Origin of the sequence: Lysinibacillus sp. BPa_S21 (assembly GCF_023337795.1) — a bacterium.
GTDB lineage: Bacteria > Bacillota > Bacilli > Bacillales_A > Planococcaceae > Lysinibacillus.
On the sequence record NZ_JALIRS010000020.1, the window covers coordinates 1 to 19,956 of the forward strand.

21 protein-coding genes are annotated in these 19,956 nt (G+C 38.0%); 6 read left to right on the plus strand and 15 right to left on the minus strand.

Annotated features, from left to right (window positions below; translation table 11 throughout):
• Window positions 1–483 precede the first annotated feature (483 nt).
• From MOK21_RS22220 to tatC, 4 genes are read left to right on the plus strand one after another with little or no spacing between them, the layout of a single operon-like run.
• The gene (locus tag MOK21_RS22220) at window positions 484–1,230 is read left to right on the plus strand and encodes a gluconate 2-dehydrogenase subunit 3 family protein (protein WP_249076126.1); all 747 of its coding nucleotides are present in this window, start codon (window positions 484–486) and stop codon (window positions 1,228–1,230) included.
• Between the two features lie 18 nt (window positions 1,231–1,248).
• On the plus strand, window positions 1,249–2,961 hold the full coding sequence (locus MOK21_RS22225) for a GMC family oxidoreductase (protein WP_249076127.1): 1,713 nt from the start codon (window positions 1,249–1,251) through the stop codon (window positions 2,959–2,961).
• 32 nt (window positions 2,962–2,993) lie between these two features.
• Window positions 2,994–3,197, plus strand: coding sequence for a twin-arginine translocase TatA/TatE family subunit (gene tatA / locus MOK21_RS22230; protein WP_283164863.1), 204 nt, complete (start codon window positions 2,994–2,996; stop codon window positions 3,195–3,197).
• A gap of 11 nt (window positions 3,198–3,208) precedes the next feature.
• Window positions 3,209–4,054, plus strand: coding sequence for a twin-arginine translocase subunit TatC (gene tatC, locus MOK21_RS22235; RefSeq protein ID WP_249076128.1), 846 nt, complete (start codon window positions 3,209–3,211; stop codon window positions 4,052–4,054).
• Window positions 4,055–4,068: 14 nt separating this feature from the next.
• Here tatC and MOK21_RS22240 read toward each other — a convergent pair whose 3' ends face one another.
• The 11 genes from MOK21_RS22240 to MOK21_RS22290 form a co-directional block, all read right to left on the minus strand.
• Window positions 4,069–4,884, minus strand: a complete 816-nt coding sequence (locus MOK21_RS22240) for a metallophosphoesterase (protein ID WP_249076129.1) — start codon at window positions 4,882–4,884, stop codon at window positions 4,069–4,071.
• A gap of 253 nt (window positions 4,885–5,137) precedes the next feature.
• Window positions 5,138–5,860, minus strand: coding sequence for an amino acid ABC transporter ATP-binding protein (locus MOK21_RS22245; RefSeq protein ID WP_249076130.1), 723 nt, complete (start codon window positions 5,858–5,860; stop codon window positions 5,138–5,140).
• The gene (locus MOK21_RS22250; protein ID WP_249076131.1) at window positions 5,853–6,512 is read right to left on the minus strand and encodes an amino acid ABC transporter permease; all 660 of its coding nucleotides are present in this window, start codon (window positions 6,510–6,512) and stop codon (window positions 5,853–5,855) included. Before MOK21_RS22250 ends, MOK21_RS22245 begins: the two co-directional genes overlap by 8 nt.
• An 84-nt stretch (window positions 6,513–6,596) precedes the next feature.
• Entirely contained in the window at window positions 6,597–7,394 is a 798-nt protein-coding gene (locus MOK21_RS22255; RefSeq protein WP_249076132.1) for a transporter substrate-binding domain-containing protein, read from the minus strand.
• A 539-nt stretch (window positions 7,395–7,933) separates the two neighbouring features.
• Window positions 7,934–8,293, minus strand: a complete 360-nt coding sequence (locus MOK21_RS22260; RefSeq protein ID WP_249076133.1) for a Na+/H+ antiporter subunit G — start codon at window positions 8,291–8,293, stop codon at window positions 7,934–7,936.
• Complete coding sequence (locus MOK21_RS22265; RefSeq protein ID WP_249076134.1) at window positions 8,271–8,555, minus strand: Na(+)/H(+) antiporter subunit F1; 285 nt, start codon at window positions 8,553–8,555, stop codon at window positions 8,271–8,273. The genes MOK21_RS22260 and MOK21_RS22265 overlap by 23 nt, the downstream gene beginning before the upstream one ends.
• On the minus strand, window positions 8,555–9,037 hold the full coding sequence (locus tag MOK21_RS22270; RefSeq protein WP_249076135.1) for a Na+/H+ antiporter subunit E: 483 nt from the start codon (window positions 9,035–9,037) through the stop codon (window positions 8,555–8,557). Before MOK21_RS22270 ends, MOK21_RS22265 begins: the two co-directional genes overlap by 1 nt.
• Complete coding sequence (locus MOK21_RS22275; protein WP_249076136.1) at window positions 9,037–10,542, minus strand: Na+/H+ antiporter subunit D; 1,506 nt, start codon at window positions 10,540–10,542, stop codon at window positions 9,037–9,039. Before MOK21_RS22275 ends, MOK21_RS22270 begins: the two co-directional genes overlap by 1 nt.
• Window positions 10,535–10,873, minus strand: a complete 339-nt coding sequence (locus tag MOK21_RS22280; protein ID WP_249076137.1) for a Na(+)/H(+) antiporter subunit C — start codon at window positions 10,871–10,873, stop codon at window positions 10,535–10,537. The genes MOK21_RS22275 and MOK21_RS22280 overlap by 8 nt, the downstream gene beginning before the upstream one ends.
• 2 nt (window positions 10,874–10,875) lie before the next feature.
• Window positions 10,876–11,298: a Na(+)/H(+) antiporter subunit B gene (locus MOK21_RS22285; protein ID WP_049663623.1), complete on the minus strand. Its 423-nt coding sequence runs from the start codon at window positions 11,296–11,298 to the stop codon at window positions 10,876–10,878.
• The gene (locus MOK21_RS22290; protein WP_249076138.1) at window positions 11,285–13,699 is read right to left on the minus strand and encodes a Na+/H+ antiporter subunit A; all 2,415 of its coding nucleotides are present in this window, start codon (window positions 13,697–13,699) and stop codon (window positions 11,285–11,287) included. Before MOK21_RS22290 ends, MOK21_RS22285 begins: the two co-directional genes overlap by 14 nt.
• Window positions 13,700–14,531: 832 nt before the next feature.
• Here MOK21_RS22290 and MOK21_RS22295 point away from each other — a divergent pair.
• Entirely contained in the window at window positions 14,532–15,218 is a 687-nt protein-coding gene (locus MOK21_RS22295) for an adenine nucleotide alpha hydrolase family protein (protein ID WP_249076139.1), read from the plus strand.
• Between the two features lie 151 nt (window positions 15,219–15,369).
• On the opposite strand, the gene MOK21_RS22300 is transcribed toward MOK21_RS22295, so the two are convergent.
• Window positions 15,370–16,575, minus strand: coding sequence for an MFS transporter (locus MOK21_RS22300; protein ID WP_249076140.1), 1,206 nt, complete (start codon window positions 16,573–16,575; stop codon window positions 15,370–15,372).
• Between the two features lie 119 nt (window positions 16,576–16,694).
• On the opposite strand from MOK21_RS22300, the gene MOK21_RS22305 reads away from it, so the two are divergent.
• Window positions 16,695–17,420 carry a DUF421 domain-containing protein gene (locus MOK21_RS22305; protein WP_283164864.1) on the plus strand — a complete coding sequence of 242 codons (726 nt, stop codon included), beginning with the start codon at window positions 16,695–16,697 and terminating at the stop codon, window positions 17,418–17,420.
• Between the two features lie 382 nt (window positions 17,421–17,802).
• Here the strand turns inward: MOK21_RS22305 and MOK21_RS22310 are convergent, their stop codons facing one another.
• The 3 genes from MOK21_RS22310 to MOK21_RS22320 are packed head-to-tail and all read right to left on the minus strand — an operon-like array spanning window position 17,803 to window position 19,675.
• On the minus strand, window positions 17,803–18,585 hold the full coding sequence (locus MOK21_RS22310) for an ABC transporter permease (protein ID WP_249076141.1): 783 nt from the start codon (window positions 18,583–18,585) through the stop codon (window positions 17,803–17,805).
• On the minus strand, window positions 18,582–19,475 hold the full coding sequence (locus MOK21_RS22315; protein ID WP_249076142.1) for an ABC transporter ATP-binding protein: 894 nt from the start codon (window positions 19,473–19,475) through the stop codon (window positions 18,582–18,584). Before MOK21_RS22315 ends, MOK21_RS22310 begins: the two co-directional genes overlap by 4 nt.
• The gene (locus MOK21_RS22320) at window positions 19,475–19,675 is read right to left on the minus strand and encodes a PLD nuclease N-terminal domain-containing protein (protein WP_249076143.1); all 201 of its coding nucleotides are present in this window, start codon (window positions 19,673–19,675) and stop codon (window positions 19,475–19,477) included. The genes MOK21_RS22315 and MOK21_RS22320 overlap by 1 nt, the downstream gene beginning before the upstream one ends.
• Window positions 19,676–19,956 lie beyond the last annotated feature (281 nt).

Here is a 19,956-nt window from a genome sequence, read left to right on the forward strand (position 1 = left end):
AAATGTTTTCTGTAGCGAAAGCAAAGCGGCAGCTACAATTGTTTTATCTGTGCGAAAGCGAAGCGACAGCAACAAATATTTTCTGTAGCGAAAGCAAAGCGGCAGCTACAATTGTTTTATCTGTGCGAAAGCGAAGCGACAGCAACAAATGTTTTCTGTAGCGAAAGCAAAGCGGCAGCTACAATTGTTTTATCTGTGCGAAAGCGAAGCGACAGCAACAAATATTTTCTGTAGCGAAAGCAAAGCGGCAGCTACAATTGTTTTATCTGTGCGAAAGCGAAGCGACAGCAACAAAGCGCCCAGCTGGAACGGAAATCAACCCCACGTTATGCTAATGAGCCACAATTTATCAAGAATACTTCAAATTGATGCATCTATTGGATTAAATTTTAAATTTTTCCATGCATACCTGATTATTATTTCCTTTTTTTGCTGATTATAAAAAATAGAATAGTTTCTATACATTTTGAGGGGAGGATTCCGATGAGTCCAGAAAAGGATATTTCACGTCGTGATTTTTTAAAAACAACAGGGATTGCAGCAGGTACATTAGTCGGCGGTGGATTAATAGGAGGTCTTGTAGGCTATAACATGCCTAGTAAAGGAACCGCCACGCAAGAGCATGGTCAGCATGGAACCGCTACTGGAGAGACTGGCTCGCCAAAAGCTAAAATGTTTTTTATGAATCAAAGAGATTTTAATATTTTAGCGAATGCTACTGAACGTATTTTTCCTGAAGATGATTTAGGTCCAGGAGCAAAGGGCTTAGATGTACCTTACTTTATCGATCATCAACTAGCAGGACAATACGGTAGCAACTCTAAAGAATATATGCATGGACCGTTTGCTGAAGGTGCTCCAACGCAAGGTTATCAGAGCCGTTTAACCCGTGCAGAGATTTTTAAACAAGGTGTTCAAAGGTTAGAGGATGAGGCACAGAATCGCTACAAGAAGAGCTTCAATGATATTGAAGGGAAGCAAATGGATGAAATTTTAACCGCCTTCCAGAAAGGTGACGTAAAAATGAATGGTGTTACATCCGCTTTCTTCTTTACATTATTACGTGCAGCAACATTAGAGGGTGCTTACTCGGACCCTATATATGGTGGAAATCGCAATATGGATGGCTGGCGTATGAAAAACTTTCCTGGTCATCAGATGGCGTATATTACGCAAATCGAAGATCCGAAATTCCAAAAAATTGAGCCTAATTCATTAGGCAGTCACTAAATAGAAGGAGGTCAGAATATGGCAAAAACATTACCAAGTGTGGATGTTGTAACAGTCGGAGTAGGTTGGACCGGTGGCATTGTCGCTGCAGAGTGCTCAAAGGCAGGTTTAAAGGTCGTTGGGTTAGAGCGCGGACAAAAGCGCGGCACAGAAGATTATATGACTATTCATGACGAGTATCGTTATGCAATTCGCTACGATATTATGCAAAACCTTTCAAAGGAAACAGTAAGCTTCCGTAATAATCGGAATATGAAGGCATTGCCAATGCGTCAGCTCGGCTCCTTTTTACTTGGTGAAGGGCTTGGTGGCTCAGGTACACACTGGAACGGTATGACGTATCGCTTCTTACCCTATGATTTTCAAATTAAAACATTAACAGACAAACGGTATGGACCAAAAAAGCTTGGACCTGATTATTTATTACAGGATTGGGGATTAACATACGACGAACTTGAGCCCTATTTCGATAAATTCGAAAAAACAGCGGGTATTTCTGGTGATGATAAAAACCCATTTAGCGGAAAACGTTCAAATCCTTATCCGACGGGGCCAATGAAAATGACACCAATGCTCGCACAATTTGAACAGGCTGCAAAGAAGTTAAAATTATCGCCTTACATGGTACCTTCTGCAAATTTATCAGAAGTTTATAAGAACCCTGACGGTGAAACGATTAATGCTTGTCAATATTGCGGCTTCTGTGAACGCTTCGGTTGTGAATATGGCGCCAAATCATCTGCAGAGGTTACGGTTGTGCCAACTGCATTAAAAACAAATAATTTTGACTTACGCTATAATTCCAATGTTGTTGAAATCTTAAAGAAAGGCAATAAAGTAACCGGTGTCCGATACATCGATACGATATCTGGTGAAGAGTTTATCCAACCAGCAAACGCTGTTGTACTCACTAGTTATGTCTTTAATAATGCCAAGCTATTGATGGTCTCTAATATAGGGGAACGCTATGATCCAGCTACTGGCAAAGGGACACTTGGAAGAAATTATTGCTATCAAATACTACCTGGAGCGGCAGGATTTTTCGATGAGCAGTATAACACGTTTATGGGGGCTGGTTCACTCGGGGTGAGTTTAGATGACTATAATGGCGATAATTTCGATCATAGCGACTTAGATTTTATTCACGGTGGAAATATCGCTCTAACGCAAACAGGTGCACGCCCTATCGGCTCAAATCCAACACCTCCTGATACGCCAACATGGGGGACAGAATTTAAAAAGCAATCGATTCATTACTATACCCGCTCATTCGGGATTGGTGCACAGGGGGCATCGATGCCACATAAAGAAAATTATTTGTCTCTAGATTCTACGTATAAGGATGCTTATGGCTTACCTTTAGTACAGTTAACGTACAACTTTACAGATCAGGATCGAGCACTTCATAAATATATTTCAGCACGTGCGGCTGACATTATGAAAGAAATGGGCGCCAAAATTGTTGTTCCAAACGCTGAAATCACTGATTACAATATTGTACCGTATCAAACAACCCACAATACAGGTGGAACAGTAATGAGCTTGAAGCCAGAGGATGGCGTTGTGAATAACTACTTGCAGCATTGGCAAGTAGAAAATCTTTTTGCTGTAAGTGCCGGAAACTTTGCACACAACAGTGGTTATAACCCTACAGGTACCTTAGGGGCACTAGCCTACCGTTGCGCAGAGGGTGTTGTGAAATATAGCAAATCAGGCGGTTCCTTAGTTTAAAAACTAGGCATTTTAGAAAAGGAGGCAAGACTATGGGAGGTTTTGGAGCAATGGGTTTACCTGGGTTAATCATCATTTTGGTCATTGTTTTAATCGTATTTGGTCCAAAAAAACTGCCAGAAATCGGCGGTGCAGTCGGTAAAACATTTGCAGAGTTTAAAAAGTCAACGAAGGGCCTTATCGATGACGAGGATGATTCAACGAAAAAAGAAGAAAAAAAATCTGACGCTTCGTAGGAGGTTTTCCTATGGATCCATATGAAGAAGGCAAAAGAAAATATTTAAGTCCACTTGATAAGAAAGAAACTGAGCCTCTCATACCTGTAGAGGCTTTTGTTGAAGTTCCAGTAGAGATAATTGAACAGGATATGGTAGCTGATGAACCGCTTATTCCAATTGCATCATTGCTTGAACATCTTACTGAACTTAGAAAACAAATGATTAAAGGGCTTTTCGTATTTATTGTATTTTTTATTATCGTGTTCTCCACTATTAATATTTGGTTTCCTTATGTAACCCGGGGACATTCACTAATTATTTTGGGACCTTTAGAAGTTGTGAAATTTTACATGACGATTTCCACAACACTAGCATTCGGGCTATCTATGCCCTTTTTAGTTCATTTTTTATGGAGCTTCGTAAAACCTGGTTTAAAAGAAGAAGAAAGCCGTTTCCTCGGTCTTTATGCACCTGTTATGCTGGTACTCTTTTTAATAGGCGTAGCTTTCGGTTACTTTATTGTGAATCCACTCAGCTATTCCTTTTTAGTCAGTATAGGGGCAACTAATTTTGATGTGATGGTATCAGCAAATGAATACATGCATTTTTTAGTGATGACAACTGTACCACTCGGACTACTCTTTGAATTACCTATTGTAGCCCTTTTTTTATCGTCCATTGGTGTTCTAACGGCTGAATCCATGAAAAAAATACGAGGCTGGTCTTATATCGGGATGGGCGTTGGTTCCGCCGTGATTACACCACCCGACTTTATTAGTCAGCTACTCGTATTAATTCCAATGATTATTTTATATGAAATAAGCATTTATCTTGTTAAACGTATAGAGCGTAAACAAATAGAAAGCACTGCGTAGCAAAGACGCAGTGCTTATTTTTTCTTTAATTCCATTACAAGAATCTCTGGCGGGTTAAAAATCCGAATAGGTACTGTACTATTGCCTAATCCTCGACTAACGGCCATAGTTGTTGCGCCTTCTTCAAAAACGCCAGCCGTATATTTCGGGAATATTCCTTGTCCTCGTGCAAAAAGACCACCAATACCAGGAATTCGAACTTGTCCACCATGTGCATGTCCCGCAAATACTAAATCAATTCCATATTCCACATACGTATTAAACACTTCTGGTCGATGCGCTAGTAAAATTGTTAATACATTAGGCGGAACATTTTTTGTTGCTATCTCTAGCATTTCTTTCGTTGTTCTACCCGATAACGGATCTTCGATGCCAACAATCGCCAAGCGCTCCCCGTCGCGCTCAATAACGGTCGATTCATTGGACAACACATGTACCCCTAACGATGATAGCTCGTCATAAATTACATTCACTTTATTCGTCGCTACTTCATGGTTTCCTAGTACATAATAGACATCCGCTACTTTAACTAACCCTCTAACAGCTTGCAAGCTTCGCTCCAGATTATAACGATTACTATCAACTAAATCACCTGTAATAAAAATCAGGTCAGGATTTGTTGTTTTCACCTTAGCTATGAGTTTCTCTTGCTGTTCGCCAAAGAGAGCATCCTGTAAATCTGTTATTTGTGTAATGCGTAGCCCATTAAAGCTGGCAGGCGCTTTTTCTGACTCGAATTCATACTTGCTTACGACCAGCCAGTGATTGTTTACGTACAAAAAAATGACTATAAAAACAACAAAAAAAGCTACATATAATAATTTTTTCAATCGCAATCGCTCACTTTGTGGCTACTTTTCAGAAAAAATCTGACCCCTCTATTATAAGCATAAAACAAAGTAATTGTAACCATATACACATAAAATCATTAGATTGAACAAAAAGAACAACCTAAAATGTACTGTAAACTAAGGTTCTGACTAGCGAGCTTTTCTAGCGGATCTTCATATATTGATATGAATATAAGTAATCAAAAAACGCATTCAGACACTCCTTTAATAGAGTCTAAATGCGTTTTATCACTTATAGTACTTTTTCTAAAAAATCCTTCGCACGCTGTGTAGATGGTGATGAGAAAAACTGCTCTGGTGATGCATCCTCAATTAATTTTCCGCCATCTAGGAATAGTATACGGTCAGCCACTTCACGTGCAAAGCCCATTTCATGCGTTACGATTAACATCGTCATCCCCGTATCAGCAAGATTTTTCATAACGGCTAATACCTCTTTTACCATTTCAGGGTCAAGAGCTGAAGTAGGCTCGTCAAATAAAATTACTTTTGGGTCCATTGCAAGTGCTCGAGCAATGGCAACGCGTTGCTTCTGCCCTCCTGATAGACGGCTTGGATATTCATTGCGCTTATCAAATAGGCCTACTTTCGTTAATAACTCTTCAGCCTTTTTAATAGCCGCTGCCTTATCCATTCCTTTCACATTAATCGGCGCGTATGTTAAATTTTCAAGTACCGTTTTATGAGGGAAAAGATGAAAATGCTGAAATACCATACCGACTTCTTCACGGATTTTCATAATGTTTGTCCCTTTGTCCGTTAGAACATCACCCGCAATTGTAATCTTTCCGCTCGTTGGTTCCTCTAATAGATTTAAACAGCGTAAGAATGTTGATTTACCAGATCCTGATGGTCCAATAATAGCAATTACTTCTTTTTCTTTAATTTCTGTTGAAATACCTTTTAGTACTTCATTTTTTCCATATGATTTGTGTAAATCTTCAATTTTAATCACTTTTTCTCATTCCTTTCTCGATTCGTTTACCAAGGAACGTTAGTATAAGTGTCATGATGTAGTAGATTACACCTGCAAATAGTAAAGGTTCAAGATAACGATATGTTGCACCACCTACAATGTAAGCACGGCGCATAATATCAAGTGCACTAATAACTGTAACTACAGCTGTTTCTTTATTTAATGTAATAAACTCATTCACTAAAGATGGTAAAATGTTCTTTATTGCTTGTGGGATAATAATATCCTTCATCATCTTTGTATATGGAATACCGAGTGCTTGTGCCGCTTCCATCTGTCCTTTATCTACCGCATTAATACCAGCGCGAATGATTTCAGAAATATAAGCACCTGAGTTTAACCCGAATGCAATAATAGCTGTTGGAACTGGGTCAATTTGAATATCTAATAGCTGTGGCACTGCATAGTAAATAATCATTAATTGTAGTACGAGCGGTGTACCACGGAAAATTGATGTATAAAAATCTGCAAACCAACGCAATACATTCACTTTACCAATTTTGCATAACGCTAGTAATATCCCAATTATAAAACCGATGATTGATGCACCGATTGCAATCTGAAGTGTAACACCTATCCCTTTTAATATATAAGGAATAGAGGGAATAATAGCTGTAAAATCTAAATTCACAGTGCCCCCTCCTTTCTTGTATTCTTTTAAAGAAATGAAAGTATAAGCGATAGCTCGAAATAGAGCTATCGCAGTTTAACTTGCTTATTTAACTTTTAACCATTTTTCTTCTAGCTCTTTAATTTTGCCTTCAGCCTCTAATTCTTTTAATGCTTTGTTAATTTTATCTTTAAGATCGCTCCCTTTTTGAACAGCGATTGCTTTAAAGTCTTCAGGTTGCTCTTTCACAAGAAACGCCTCTAGTTTATCGTTCGTATCAAGATAACCTTTTGCTACACCACTTTCTACAATTCCAGCATCTAAACGTTTTGACATCATGTCTTGAATAATTTCAGGAATTCGTGTACGCCCTTCAACTGTAGCATCTACTTCTTTAGCAATTTTGTTACCTAACTTTTCTTGAATAGAAGCGTTTTGAACACCGATTTTTTTACCAGCTAAATCAGCCTCTTTTTTAATTCCACTATCTTTTTTCACAACAAACACTTGCTCTGTTTGATTATATTTGTCAGAGAAATCTACAACTTTTTCACGTTCTTTATCAGGTGACATACCAGAAATAACAACATCCACTTTACCTGCTTGTAGAGCTGGTACTAGACTATTGAAGTCTATATCTTGAACTTGCATTTCTGCACCAATCTTGTCACCAACTAATTTAATTAAATCGATATCAAAACCAATAATATCTTCACCTTTTGCAGCATCAACATACTCGAATGGTGCATAATCAGATGAAGTACCTACTTTTAATACTTGTTTTTGTTCTGTGCCTTCGTTAGCATTTGATTTTTTATCACTTGCTTTATCTTCTTTTGCTCCACATGCTGCTAGTACAGCAATTACTAGAACAAGCATTAGCATGAAAAATTTGTTCTTCATATTCACAGATCCCCTTTTATTTATGTTTTATTGTTTATGAAACTTGTATTCTTGAAAATAGCGAATGGATATTTATTCACTCAAGAGAATAAATATCTATCTGCTAATAAGATATACTTTTTTGAAGTAATAATCAAGCTAATCTGAAAATTTCCCAATAAAACATTATACACATAATTTTCTGATAATACAATCTATTCCATTCAGCCCAAAAAATATGCTTATCGCCATCACCTGCACAATTCTTTTAAAGGAAAGCGGGATTAAAAATAATAGTAGGATACATTGTGTTGTTTGGAGAAGCATCGCTCGACTCCTGCGGGAAAGCAAGACAGACGAGACCCCGCACGAAGCGTAGCGTAGGAGGAGGCTAAGCGCTCGCCCGTTGGAAAGCGAACGCAATGCTCCGGAAAACAACAATAGGGTCACAGTGCCATGAAAAAAGCGAGGTATTCAACGATTTAATCTTGAATACCTCGCGAAGTGAGAAGATATAGACTTTTTCAGTGCCCCCCAAAATGGAGATCTCGCCACTTATCTTATTTTTCATCTGGAAATAGCTTTTCCTTCAACTCATCCTCACCAGATCCTTCTGCTAAAGGTACGCGGGAGCGATACGCTGCACGGCATATTAAGTGCCCTGCTACAGGAGCTGTTACAAAAACGAAGAGAATTCCTAAAATTAAACGAACACTCACATATCCATCATGTACCCAAAAGTAAATAAATGCGCCTAATAGACATGTTAAGACCGACAATGTTGAACTTTTCGTTGCAGCATGTGAGCGTGTGTATACGTCAGGTAAACGAATCATCCCTAATGCACTAATTACACTGACAATGGAGCCAATCAATATAAGTATGACTGCCGCCCATTCAATCATTTGATTTACGTTCAACAATCACACCTCTTTCAATATATTTCGTAAATGCAATCGTGCCGATAAAAGCTAAAATACCCAATATTAAAATGGCTTCTAAATACGCCTTTGTTTTCAATATGATTGAGACGATAGCGATTGCTGAAAGTAAATTAACCCCTATTGTATCAAGTGCTATGGCACGGTCAGGCAACGAAGGACCTCGAATCACACGAAACAGCGACAACGCAATCGATACACTGAATAATGCAAGAGCCAATAGTAAAATTTTTTCAATCACTAACGTGTCACCTCCATGATGGCCTGTTCAAATTTCCCTATTGAACGAATTACAGCTTCTTTTGATTGTTCAATATCCATCGCATGAATATAAAACATATCTCCCTCTTCAGAAACTTCCATCACTACCGAACCCGGAGTAAGAGTGAGCAACAACGCAAGTGCTGTTATTTCCCAATCCCCTTTAAGCGCTGTTTTATACGTAAATATACCAGGCGTAATATTGAGCTTTGGCGTAGTAATTTGTCTTAATACGCTGTAACTCGATAAAAGTAGCTCCCAATTAAAGAGCCATAATAATTTAATGATTGAAAACACACGTCGTAAATAAAATTGTGTGCCGTAAAAGCGATGCATAGCATATAAAATCCCTATTCCGACGATAAACCCCATTAAAAATGTCGAAAATTGAGGTATAACTTCATCCTGTAACAATAACCAAAGTGTTGCGATAAATAAATTTAAGATAAATTGCATCGCCATTATTTATTCACCTCACCTTGCCATGTTGTGCCATCCAACACTGCATCAATATAGAGTGATGGTGTGTAGAGCGTTTTTGCTGCATCTGTTACATATGGAGCCATCCATTCAGCTCCAATTCCTAAACCAATTGTGCAAGCTGCCAACAATGTTAATGGTAAGACCATACGCTTTGGTAACGGCTTTTCATCCTCTAGACTTATAATAGTTTCCCCAAAGAATGAGGAGAGGAATATTCGTAAAAGTGAATACAAAACAATTAAACTCGATAAAAATCCTAGTCCTAATAGAACAAAATTCCCGCCCTCAATAGCACCTTGTCCTATTAAAACCTTACCTAGAAAGCCACTTAATGGTGGTATCCCAGCAAGGGAGCACATGACGATAAAGAATAACCAGCCGAATAGAGGGTAATTTCGAATAAGCCCACTCATTTTATCAATAACCGTTTCGCCCGTAACATACATCATCATTCCAACTGCTAAAAACAGCATGGCCTTAGCTACCATATCATGCATCAAATAGTATGTTACGCCCTGTAAGGCTGATTCCGTACCGATCGCAAGACCCGCTACTATAAAGCCAACACCAATAAGAACATTATAGGAAGCAATTGTTCTTACATCTCGCCCTGCTAGTGCTCCCATACATCCAGCAATAATCGTAACTCCCGCCATAATTCCTAGCACCATATGAGTCACTTCCGTATTAGTTGGGAAAAGCAATGTAAAGGTGCGGACGAGCGCATAAATACCAACCTTTGTTAATAACGCAGCAAAAAGTGCGGCTATAGCTGTTGGAGGTACACTATATGAGCCTGGAAGCCAGAAGAATAATAATAGGCCAGCCTTCAAGCTAAAGACAATTAAGAAAATAAGAGCTACGGTCGTTATAAGTGGATCAGCTCCTGCCTCCATTACGCGGACAGAAATATGTGCCATATTAAGCGTTCCAACTGTTCCATATAAAAAGGCTAATGCCACTAGGAAAATCCAAGATGCCACAATATTGATCAGAACATATTTTAACGCCTCGCGTAGCTGAACTTTCTCGCCCCCCAAACTAATGAGTGCATAAGAAGCAAGTAACATCACTTCAAAGCACACAAACAAGTTAAAAATATCCCCTGTTAGAAAAGAGCCGTTAACTCCCGCTATCATCAGAAGGACAAACGGGTAAAAATACATCTTTTCAAAACTTTTACCGATTGTAAAAATGGCATATAGCAGACAAATGGCGGCAACAATATTCGCTACCAATACAAGGAGCATTGCGAATGAATCCGCAACAAATAAAATACCGAATGGTGGTGCCCAACCACTAAAATCAATACGCATCACACCTTGCTTCTGAATCTCTTGCAATAAAATGACACTGATAAGGACTACGAAGCTTACTGTCAATAAACTAATGATGCGCTGCAAAAAAATATTTTCTCGTAAAAACACAAGCAAAATCGCCGTAATAACCGGCACAATTAATGGTAAAACAATCATATTACTCATCCGGCGTACCTCTCAATTCATCAAAATTCGCCGAACGGTTCGTTTTATAAGCTCGGTAACCGAGAACTAGTACGAACGCTGTAACTGCAAAGCTAATTACAATTGCCGTTAAAATCAATGCTTGCGGCAAGGCATCTGTGTATGGACCTTCTGATTCTTCTAACAGTGGTACATCTCCCTTTTTCAGTCCACCCATCGTTAAAATCAGTAAATGTGCCGCATGCGATAATACCGCAGTTCCTAAAATCACACGTAACAGCTGTTTCGAGAGGATTAAGTACGTCGCAACAGCTACTAATACACCCACTAAAACTAGTATTAAAGTCTCCACCGCTACTCATCCTCACTTATACTTAAAATAATTGTGACTACAACACCAACTACTGTTAAAGCCACGCCAGCCTCGAAAATTGTTACAGTCGAAAAGCCCATTTTCCCGAATATCGGTACATTTATATAACTATGGGTCTGCGTTAAAAACGGAACATCAAAAAATAGCGAGCCGATTGCTGTACCTGTCGCAAGTAAAACGCCCAACGCTGCAACTTTTTTAAAATCAAATGGCATCCCTTTATGCACGGTTTCAATGTCATATGCTAAATATAGTAAAACAATGCCGGAGGCCAACACGAGACCACCTATAAAACCTCCACCAGGAGCATGATGCCCTGCAAAGAATAGATAAATACCAAGGGTTAAAATAATGAATACAACCGTCTTTGTAATCGTACGTAAAATAACATCATTGATTTTCATGATCCGATTCCTCCTTTCGTGGCTTTAGCTTCGTTAATGAATACACGCCTAAGCCAGCAATCAGAAGAACGACAACTTCTAGCATCGTATCAAATGCACGAAAATCGCCTAATATGGTGTTGACAATATTTGAACCACCCGCAAGTTCGTAGGAATCATTGAAGTAAGTAGCTACTGGCTCAAAGCGATCGAAATGGACAACCGCTAAGCCCACTAATGTCACTGTGGCGCCAACGAAAATAGATATAATCACTTTAGACCATTGCATTTTTTTACGTGATGCTTCTGGCATTAAATCTGGCAAATATTTAAAGCATAGCAGGAATAATGCAGTTGTCACAGATTCAACGACTAACTGAGTTAATGCTAAATCAGGAGCACGGAAAATAACAAAGAAAAATGCAATTGAATAGCCCAGTACACCATTTAATAACATGGCTGTTACTCGTCCTTTAGCGAAAATCATCCAGACAGCGGCGAACATCATGACAAACACTAAAATGAGCTCATAGGACTCAACCGTGGAATCCTTCGCAAAATCAAAGGTAGTAGCATCCGACCAAATAAAATAACCTGCAATAAGAGCAACAAAAAATACATATATATAGACAAAATAATGTGTTAAATTACCTGTCATATAACGATTAGTAAGCTTTGCAGAACTATTCTCACTAAACTCAATCATGCGATTGTAATAGATATTAAACGTATGTCTTTGAGGGAATATCCGGTACAAAGGCTTCCAGCTTTTTAACGTTTTAAATAAAATAATCCCAATAATAATGACGCCAAGAGTCATTAACAATTCAGCATTAATGCCATGCCAAGCATGAATATGTGGTGTTAATGCACTAGTAGATGGGAATGTTGGATAAATACTCGCCATAGCAGGCTCTAAAATATAATGCCCAAGCACATTTGGGAAGAAGAAAATCCCAACTACAAAAACGCACAGAATGATTGGCGAAAGTAGCATACCTAACGGAGCTTCATGTGGTTTTTTATCCAACTTTTCAAGTTGCAGTTTTCCGAAAAATGTTCGACTAATTAAAATCATACAGTAAACAAATGTAAAGACACTTGCCGCCCAAGCCACTATTGGAAATAACAGACCTAAATCGGAAATTGAAAAGGCCTCAACATTACGAATAGCTAGTGCCGCGGCAAAAAACATTTCTTTACTTAGGAAGCCATTAAATGGTGGTAAGCCAGCCATCGAAAACCCGCCAATGACTGCAATGGTGAAAGTTACCGGCATTAAGGCCATTAATCCACCAAGACGACGAATATCGCGTGTGCCCGCCTCATGATCGACAATACCAACCATCATGAATAGTGCACCTTTAAACGTAGAGTGATTAATTAGATGAAACAACGCTGCAAAGCTTGCCTGCGTATATAGAACAGTATCTGCAGCATAACCGTAATAATGTCCAACTGATCCTAGCCCGAATAAACTCATAATTAAACCAAGCTGACTAATTGTTGAAAAGGCTAATAACGCTTTTAAATCGGTCTGACGAACAGCATTAAATGAGCCCCAGAACAGCGTTACAAGGCCAATCACACTTACTAACCAAAACCAAACAGCCTCTCCTCCAAATACTGGAGAAAAACGCGCAACTACATATATACCGGCCTTTACCATTGTTGCCGAGTGTAAGTAAGCACTAACAGGTGTTGGCGCCTCCATTGCATCTGGTAACCAAATATGGAAAGGAAACTGTGCAGATTTTGTAAATGCCCCGATTAGAATGAGGACTAACGCTGGGATAAACAGTGTATGATCACGAATGATTCCTACATTGGCCACGATTTCACGAATACTAAAAGTACCTGATGCTACATAGAGCATTAGAAAGCCTGCTAGCATTGAAAGGCCACCAAATACAGTAATTGTCATAGCTTTTCTTGCACCAGCACGAGATGCTTTTCTATGATGCCAAAAGGCAATTAACAGGAACGAAGATACACTTGTTAACTCCCAAAATGTGTATAATACCATTAAATTATCTGAAAAGACGACGCCAAGCATAGCGCCCATGAATAGTAATAAATAGCAGTAAAAATGATGAAGAGATTCTTTCGTTGATAAATAAAAAATAGAATATAAAATGACTAAACTACCTACACCCGTAATCAGCAAGCCAAAAATCATACTGAGTCCGTCGAGATAGGTTGTGAAATTTATATTAAAAGAGGGAATCCACTCATATGTATGAATAAATGTTTTACCCTCGGCAATTTGAGGAATGTAGCGCGAAAGTAAAAGAAACAAGATGAATGGAACGGATAACACAAACCAGCCAAGATGTGCAACACGCCTTAGTCGCCTATACAGTAGTGGAATAAGCGCAGCACAGACAATTGGTAAAAGTATCGCAAAGAGAACTGTAACCAAGTAAAAACCTCCTACTAACAATTTCTTTCAGCAACTTGCCGTTTGATTTGATGCGAAAAACTGTGTATATGAGAAAATAACAGATACTAAAGTATTCCCCAATCCACTGAAGTTACTACTGTTTTATACTTTGCTTCACGCACAAAAATCGATAACCATTGCTGAAGAGTATTGATAAAAATATTAAAGCCTTTATGCTTCTGACCATCCAAAAGACGGTATATATGTGTTGAATAAAGTTAGGGATATATTGAAAATCCACATAATAAAGTGTGTATCTTGAATCGGAAAGTAAAGTGGCATTTTGTTGAAATGGCATTATGTAATGACAAAAATCTAGTTCATTCAACATTCAGCACATATTTGATGCTGGGAGAATCTTTTGGTAATTGCACTACATAAAACCAGGGGAACTTTTCAGGCTATGAGCTCATATCCCTAGAAGCCTGAATAACCAATAGCGTATTGCCTTAAAGACTTTAGAAAATGATATGATTTTTAAATAGTTAATGTGTACACACTATTCATGTAACTATGGTGTACCAAGTCACTTGACTATCTATTTAACTAACTGCATAATAGTGTGGCATATAGAAACAATGGTTTAAATGCACGAAATGCATAAATCAAATAACTGTAAAGTATAGAGACAACCCAGTTTCCTCAAGGTTTTCTCAATATATTATCACTAACTCTTATACGTTTTTTAGTATACAATATAAATGAGCATAATGCACTGCATTAATATCGGTTTTAGCTGTTTTAGGATATTTTCTTCAAAATCGACAGTAAAAACGACAAAATTACGACAAGATAAGAGGTGTTAATTTTTATGAAGCATGTAAAAGGGCGTTTAGACGAAAGTATATTAGTTTGTGTCTACTATGGGCTTAACGGTGAGCGATTAATACGACGTGGTCATAAAATGGCTACAATGTTAGATTGTCCACTTTATATTCTTTCAGTCGATTCGCAACCCCTTGATGCATTTGATGCAGAGAAATCTAGCTACATTGAGCAATGGAAAAAGTTATCTGATGAGCTTGAAATTGAAAAGTTCATATTACAAGATAATGAAAAGCGCCCCATACAAAAGGTTATTGCGGAAGTAGCAAAAAACTACGGAATTTCTCAAATCATCGTAGGTCAAAGTGCACAGAGCCGATGGGAAGAGATTACAAAGGGTTCCTTCCTAAATGTCTTATTAAAAGAAGTTCCTTTCGTTGATTTCCATATCGTAGCCGTCCAACGTCCAACTGATGATGATACGTACGATACATATGAAAAAGGTGTACGTGCTTATTTAATTCAAGAACATGAGGACTTTAAAGTAGGATTTACATGTCCTAAATATGTATCAATTGAAGGTATATTTTTCAAAGAGATTGGCACTGACTTTGATAACGGTATTTTTAAATTCACTTACAATGATAAAATGCATGAAGTTCACATATCAGAGGGCTATGTACTAGGTAAAGAAAAACTTCCAGCAGAATTTTTATCTCCATTACGTCAATAATAAAAACGCGTTCCTCTAACTTGAGAACGCGTTTTTAACTTATCTATAAAATAATGACTATAAATTAGAGTGTAGCATTAATTAAAAGTTGATTTTTATTCCGAGTTGGGCTTCCGCGGGCTTGGTTTCAATCTCCTTGTCACTACAATCGTTACACCGCTGAAGCCGGTTTATCTTTAGGTAAGAAAAATGCTACTAGTAATAATAATGGTAGCAAAGATACGACCATCATCGTAAAGTCAATACCTCTATGATCCATCAATACACCAATGACCATCGCACCTATTGCTCCCATTCCGAAAGCAAAGCCAGTTGTTAAACCAGCCATTGTACCAATTTTAGTCGGAACAAGCTCCTGTGCGTAGACAACTGTTACCGAGAAGCTAATCATAATAAGTGTACCGATAATGACTAAAAATATCATCGCTGCCCATAACGGTACATAAGGCAATGCTAAACAAAATGGCATCGGTACAACAACGGACAGTAAAATAACATTCTTTCTACCAATTCGATCTGATAATGAACCACCGAAAAATGTACCAACGACGCCAAATGCCATAAAGGTGAAAATTAATATTTGTCCAAGGCGAAGACTAACACCATAATGATCCATTAAATAAAACACATAAAAACTTGTTATATTAGTTGTATAAAATGATCGCGCAAAAATAATAGTAAACAGTAATGTCAACGCGATGCCTACTTGTTTCTTTGTTAATGGAGGCAAGTTAGAAACTAATACTCGTTTTTTCTTTGCACTACGTTCTTGCTCCAGCTGCTTTCTATACCACGCTGCAATTTTGCTCAATATCACAATACCTATCGCTGCCGCTACTAAAACAATCGCCGCACCCCGTTGTCCAAAAACAGCAAAGATATAAGCACTAATTAGCGGTGCAAGTGCTTGTCCAGAGTTACCGCCAACTTGGTAAACCGATTGAGCAAGTCCTCTTTTTGAGCCCGCCGCCATAAAAGAAACACGTGAACCCTCAGGATGGAAAATAGCTGAGCCAAATCCTAAAAATAATACTGCCATAATAATTATCCAATATTGAGATGTGAACGCTATAATAGCAATGCCTATGAATGAACTTATCATACCAATTGGTAGAGCATAGGGCATCGGTTTTTTGTCGCTAGCAAAGCCGACAATAGGCTGCAAAGCAGAGGCAAACATATTTAATGCAAACGAAATAAGGCCTATTTGTGTGAAGGTTAATCCTAAATCACTTTTCAATATTGGGAACATCGCTGGAATAACCGCTTGCATCGTATCATTGATTAGATGAGCAACAGCTATGGCAATCATGATTGGATAGACTGGATTGTTTAAATTCTCTATTGGCTTATTCATGCCTCTACCCTCTTTCCGATTTTTGTAAATCCTCATTTATAAGAGATCGTCGCATACTATTGACCTTTTTGCACAAGCTATTCATTGAAAATAGCAGTCTTAAGGGAGTTGATTTATGTATGAATATAGACGAATTTTTTAAAGCTGATTTTTGGGAAATGATACTTAGGGCAACGCTTTCCTTCTTTGCGTTACTCATCGTAACCCGATTACTTGGGAAAAAACAGCTTGGACAACTTACATTCTTCCACTATACAACAGGTATCACCTTTGGTTCCATTGCTTCTGAAATCGCAGCACAGGCAGAGACACCGTTTTTAGATGGACTTATTGCGCTCATATGGTGGAGTATCTTAACATATATCATGACCATCATTACCATTAAATCTAAAAAGGCTCGTGTCATTGTTGATGACAAGCCAACAATCCTTATTCAAAATGGCATTATTTTAGAATCTGCCTTGAAGAAAAATCGTTTGCATATGGATGAATTAGCGATGATGTTACGGGAACAAGCTATATTTTCTATACAAGATGTGCAATATGCTTTACTTGAAACTACAGGTAAACTAAGTGTGTTACCAAGACCTGCCGAGCAACCCGCTACAAAGCAAGATGTAAAAGCCGATGTTACACCACCAACTTATATACCAACAGAAGTACTTTCTGATGGTAAGGTTATTCAAGAAAATTTAGTTGAACTTGAATTAACAGAAGATTGGCTGATGAAAAAGCTGAAAAAGCAAAATGTCCAATCTGTTGAAGACGTTTATTTTGCTCAGGTTCAAACAAACGGCTCCCTCTATATAAGCATGAAAGATAAAGCAAGACGATCAAGCTCTTAACAGCTTGCCTCGTCTTGCTTTATCTATTGTAACACTGCCGATTCGTCATCCTTATACTTATTTTCTCATATTTTCTGAGTTTTTGGTAAATTAGAGTTATAGCTACATTATATTCCTAAGTTATAGATATTCCAAGAACAGTGATTTACATAATATAGCCTCATTACCCTAATTAAAAAATCCCCCTAAACTACTTGAAAGTTACGCAACGTTGTACAATATTGGTAACAGTAAAAAGGAGGATTTGAGTTGCTTGTCATTCATGAAGTTTTAAAACAAAAAAAGGTAAAAATCCGCCTACTTTTTCATTTACAGAGTACGGTAGTTTTCGTGCTCATACCCTACTAAAAAAGGTTAGCAGATTTTCACCTTCATACTTCCTTTAAATTTTAGTTGTCGATGCATTTTTCTTCATTGTCAAAATCCCTAAACTCACACAAATTATCGTGATAACTAGTGTAAGAGATAGACTCCACCAATAATCCGGCATCTCCATCGTGCCTCTAATTAGTTGAACGCCATATAGCGGTAATTTCCACGGTGAAATTGTCCAAAATGCCCCAACTAAAGTATCCAATATTTGCCCAATAAATATGACGGCGAATGCACATGTTGTTGCTACCACTGTTTTAAAAGTCGCGCTCATCATTAATGTTACTGCTATTACAAAGAGTAGCCAAGAAAAATACGTGATGAAACTTGCCACAAGTGGACCTATCTCAAATGTCCCAAAAAGGATGACCGTATAGTATACGCTCGCAGCAAAACCAGCTAAAATACTCACAAAACCAATAGTACTCATGACGACAAATTTACTCATAAAATAAGCACCAAACGATATAGGACGGACATACAATAAAGTGGCCATTCCACTTGCTCTTTCCTTACTAACGGCTCCTACAAAAGTCGCCATGAAAACGAGTAAACCGATCGTTTGAAATTGTCCAATAGAAGCATACAATAGATCAGCTGGCATTAATTCCGGCATCAACATTTCAAAACCTTCTGGTAAGTTACCAACAGCATTTAAAATATCCATCATATAATAGTTTGTCAGTGGATCAGTCATACCGAGTAATGCAAATACAAGAGGTATCCATAAAAACTTCCAGCTTCGCCATGCCTCTCTGAATTCCTTTTGCAGAAGGACAGTAAATCCTCTCATATTTTTCTCGCCACCTTCATGAAGATTTCTTCAAGTGTTGCTGTTTGTCGCTCTACTTTTCGTATTTTAGAAGGACAACTACTTAAATGTTGAAGCAGCTCCTGCATACTCGGTTTTTCATCAATAATTTCTATATATACATGAGAGCCCCTTGCTTCTCCTACAAGTTCAGATTGACTGGCAAAAAGTTGTGCCTCTTTTTCAGTGCTAAATTCTACAACATAATTTGGTTCATCGAAACGTTGTCGAACTTCACGTAAAGTCCCCTGCTCTACTAACTTTCCATCCCGTAAAAACAATAATTGATCTGTCATCTCTTCGGCATCATTTAAAATATGGGTCGAATATAAAATAGTTGTTTCTTGTTGTAAGCCCTTCAATAAATCAAGAACTTCCCTACGACCTACCGGATCCAATGCAGACACAGGTTCATCCAATAACAGTAATTTAGGCTTATGCACAATTGCCTGGGAAATTCCAAGCCGTTGCTTCATACCTCCTGAAAATGTAGCAATCTTCTTATTTAAATCATTACCTAGACCTACAAATTCAAGTGTTTTTTGAGCTTCTACTGTGGCTTTTCTTGCTGGTACACTATTTAACTTTGCAGTCATTTCAGTAAACTCTAACGCGCTTAACCAAGGGTGGAATTGCGGATATTGTGGCAAAAAACCAATATTGGCTCTTAAATCACCATCCAGCATGTTTACACTTCCAGAGGTTGGTTTTAATAAGCCTGTTAACATCGATAATGTCGTCGTTTTACCAGCGCCATTAGGTCCAATTAATGCTGTCGATGTATTTTTTTCTAATGTGAATTCGATTCCGTCCACAACTACTCTCTCTGCAAATTGCTTTGTAAGCCCTGTTACCTGAAGTAATGTCGTCATCATTGTTTTCTCCCAACTATAAAGTACGCAATTGTTCCAACAATATTAGTAAAAATAATTAGAAACACCCATAAAATTTTAGGCCCATTTGTTGCATGGATTTTACGTAAATCAACTAAAGCTACAATCATTAAAATGATTTGAACCACAATTAGTGGCGCTATGACTGCCCATGGAACTTTTGCTAACTCCTCCATCATACAGATCACCTCATTCGTTGTTATATTACTACTATAACAACCTTGTTCTATCATGTATATAACAAGATTGTTTTGAATTAACCGACCATCTTCCATACAATTACTAAATATCAGATGTTTGATTAACCACTTTTATACATTCTAATTAATTCGAAGAGGCTGATTTCCGCTACAGGATACTTGCGGTCGCTTCCTCCGCTGCGCTCCGTTAAGATCTCCCCTTTCCACTTAGTACATTTTCATCCAAAAGAAAAACACCTCTCGTTCCTTTTGATTTACTC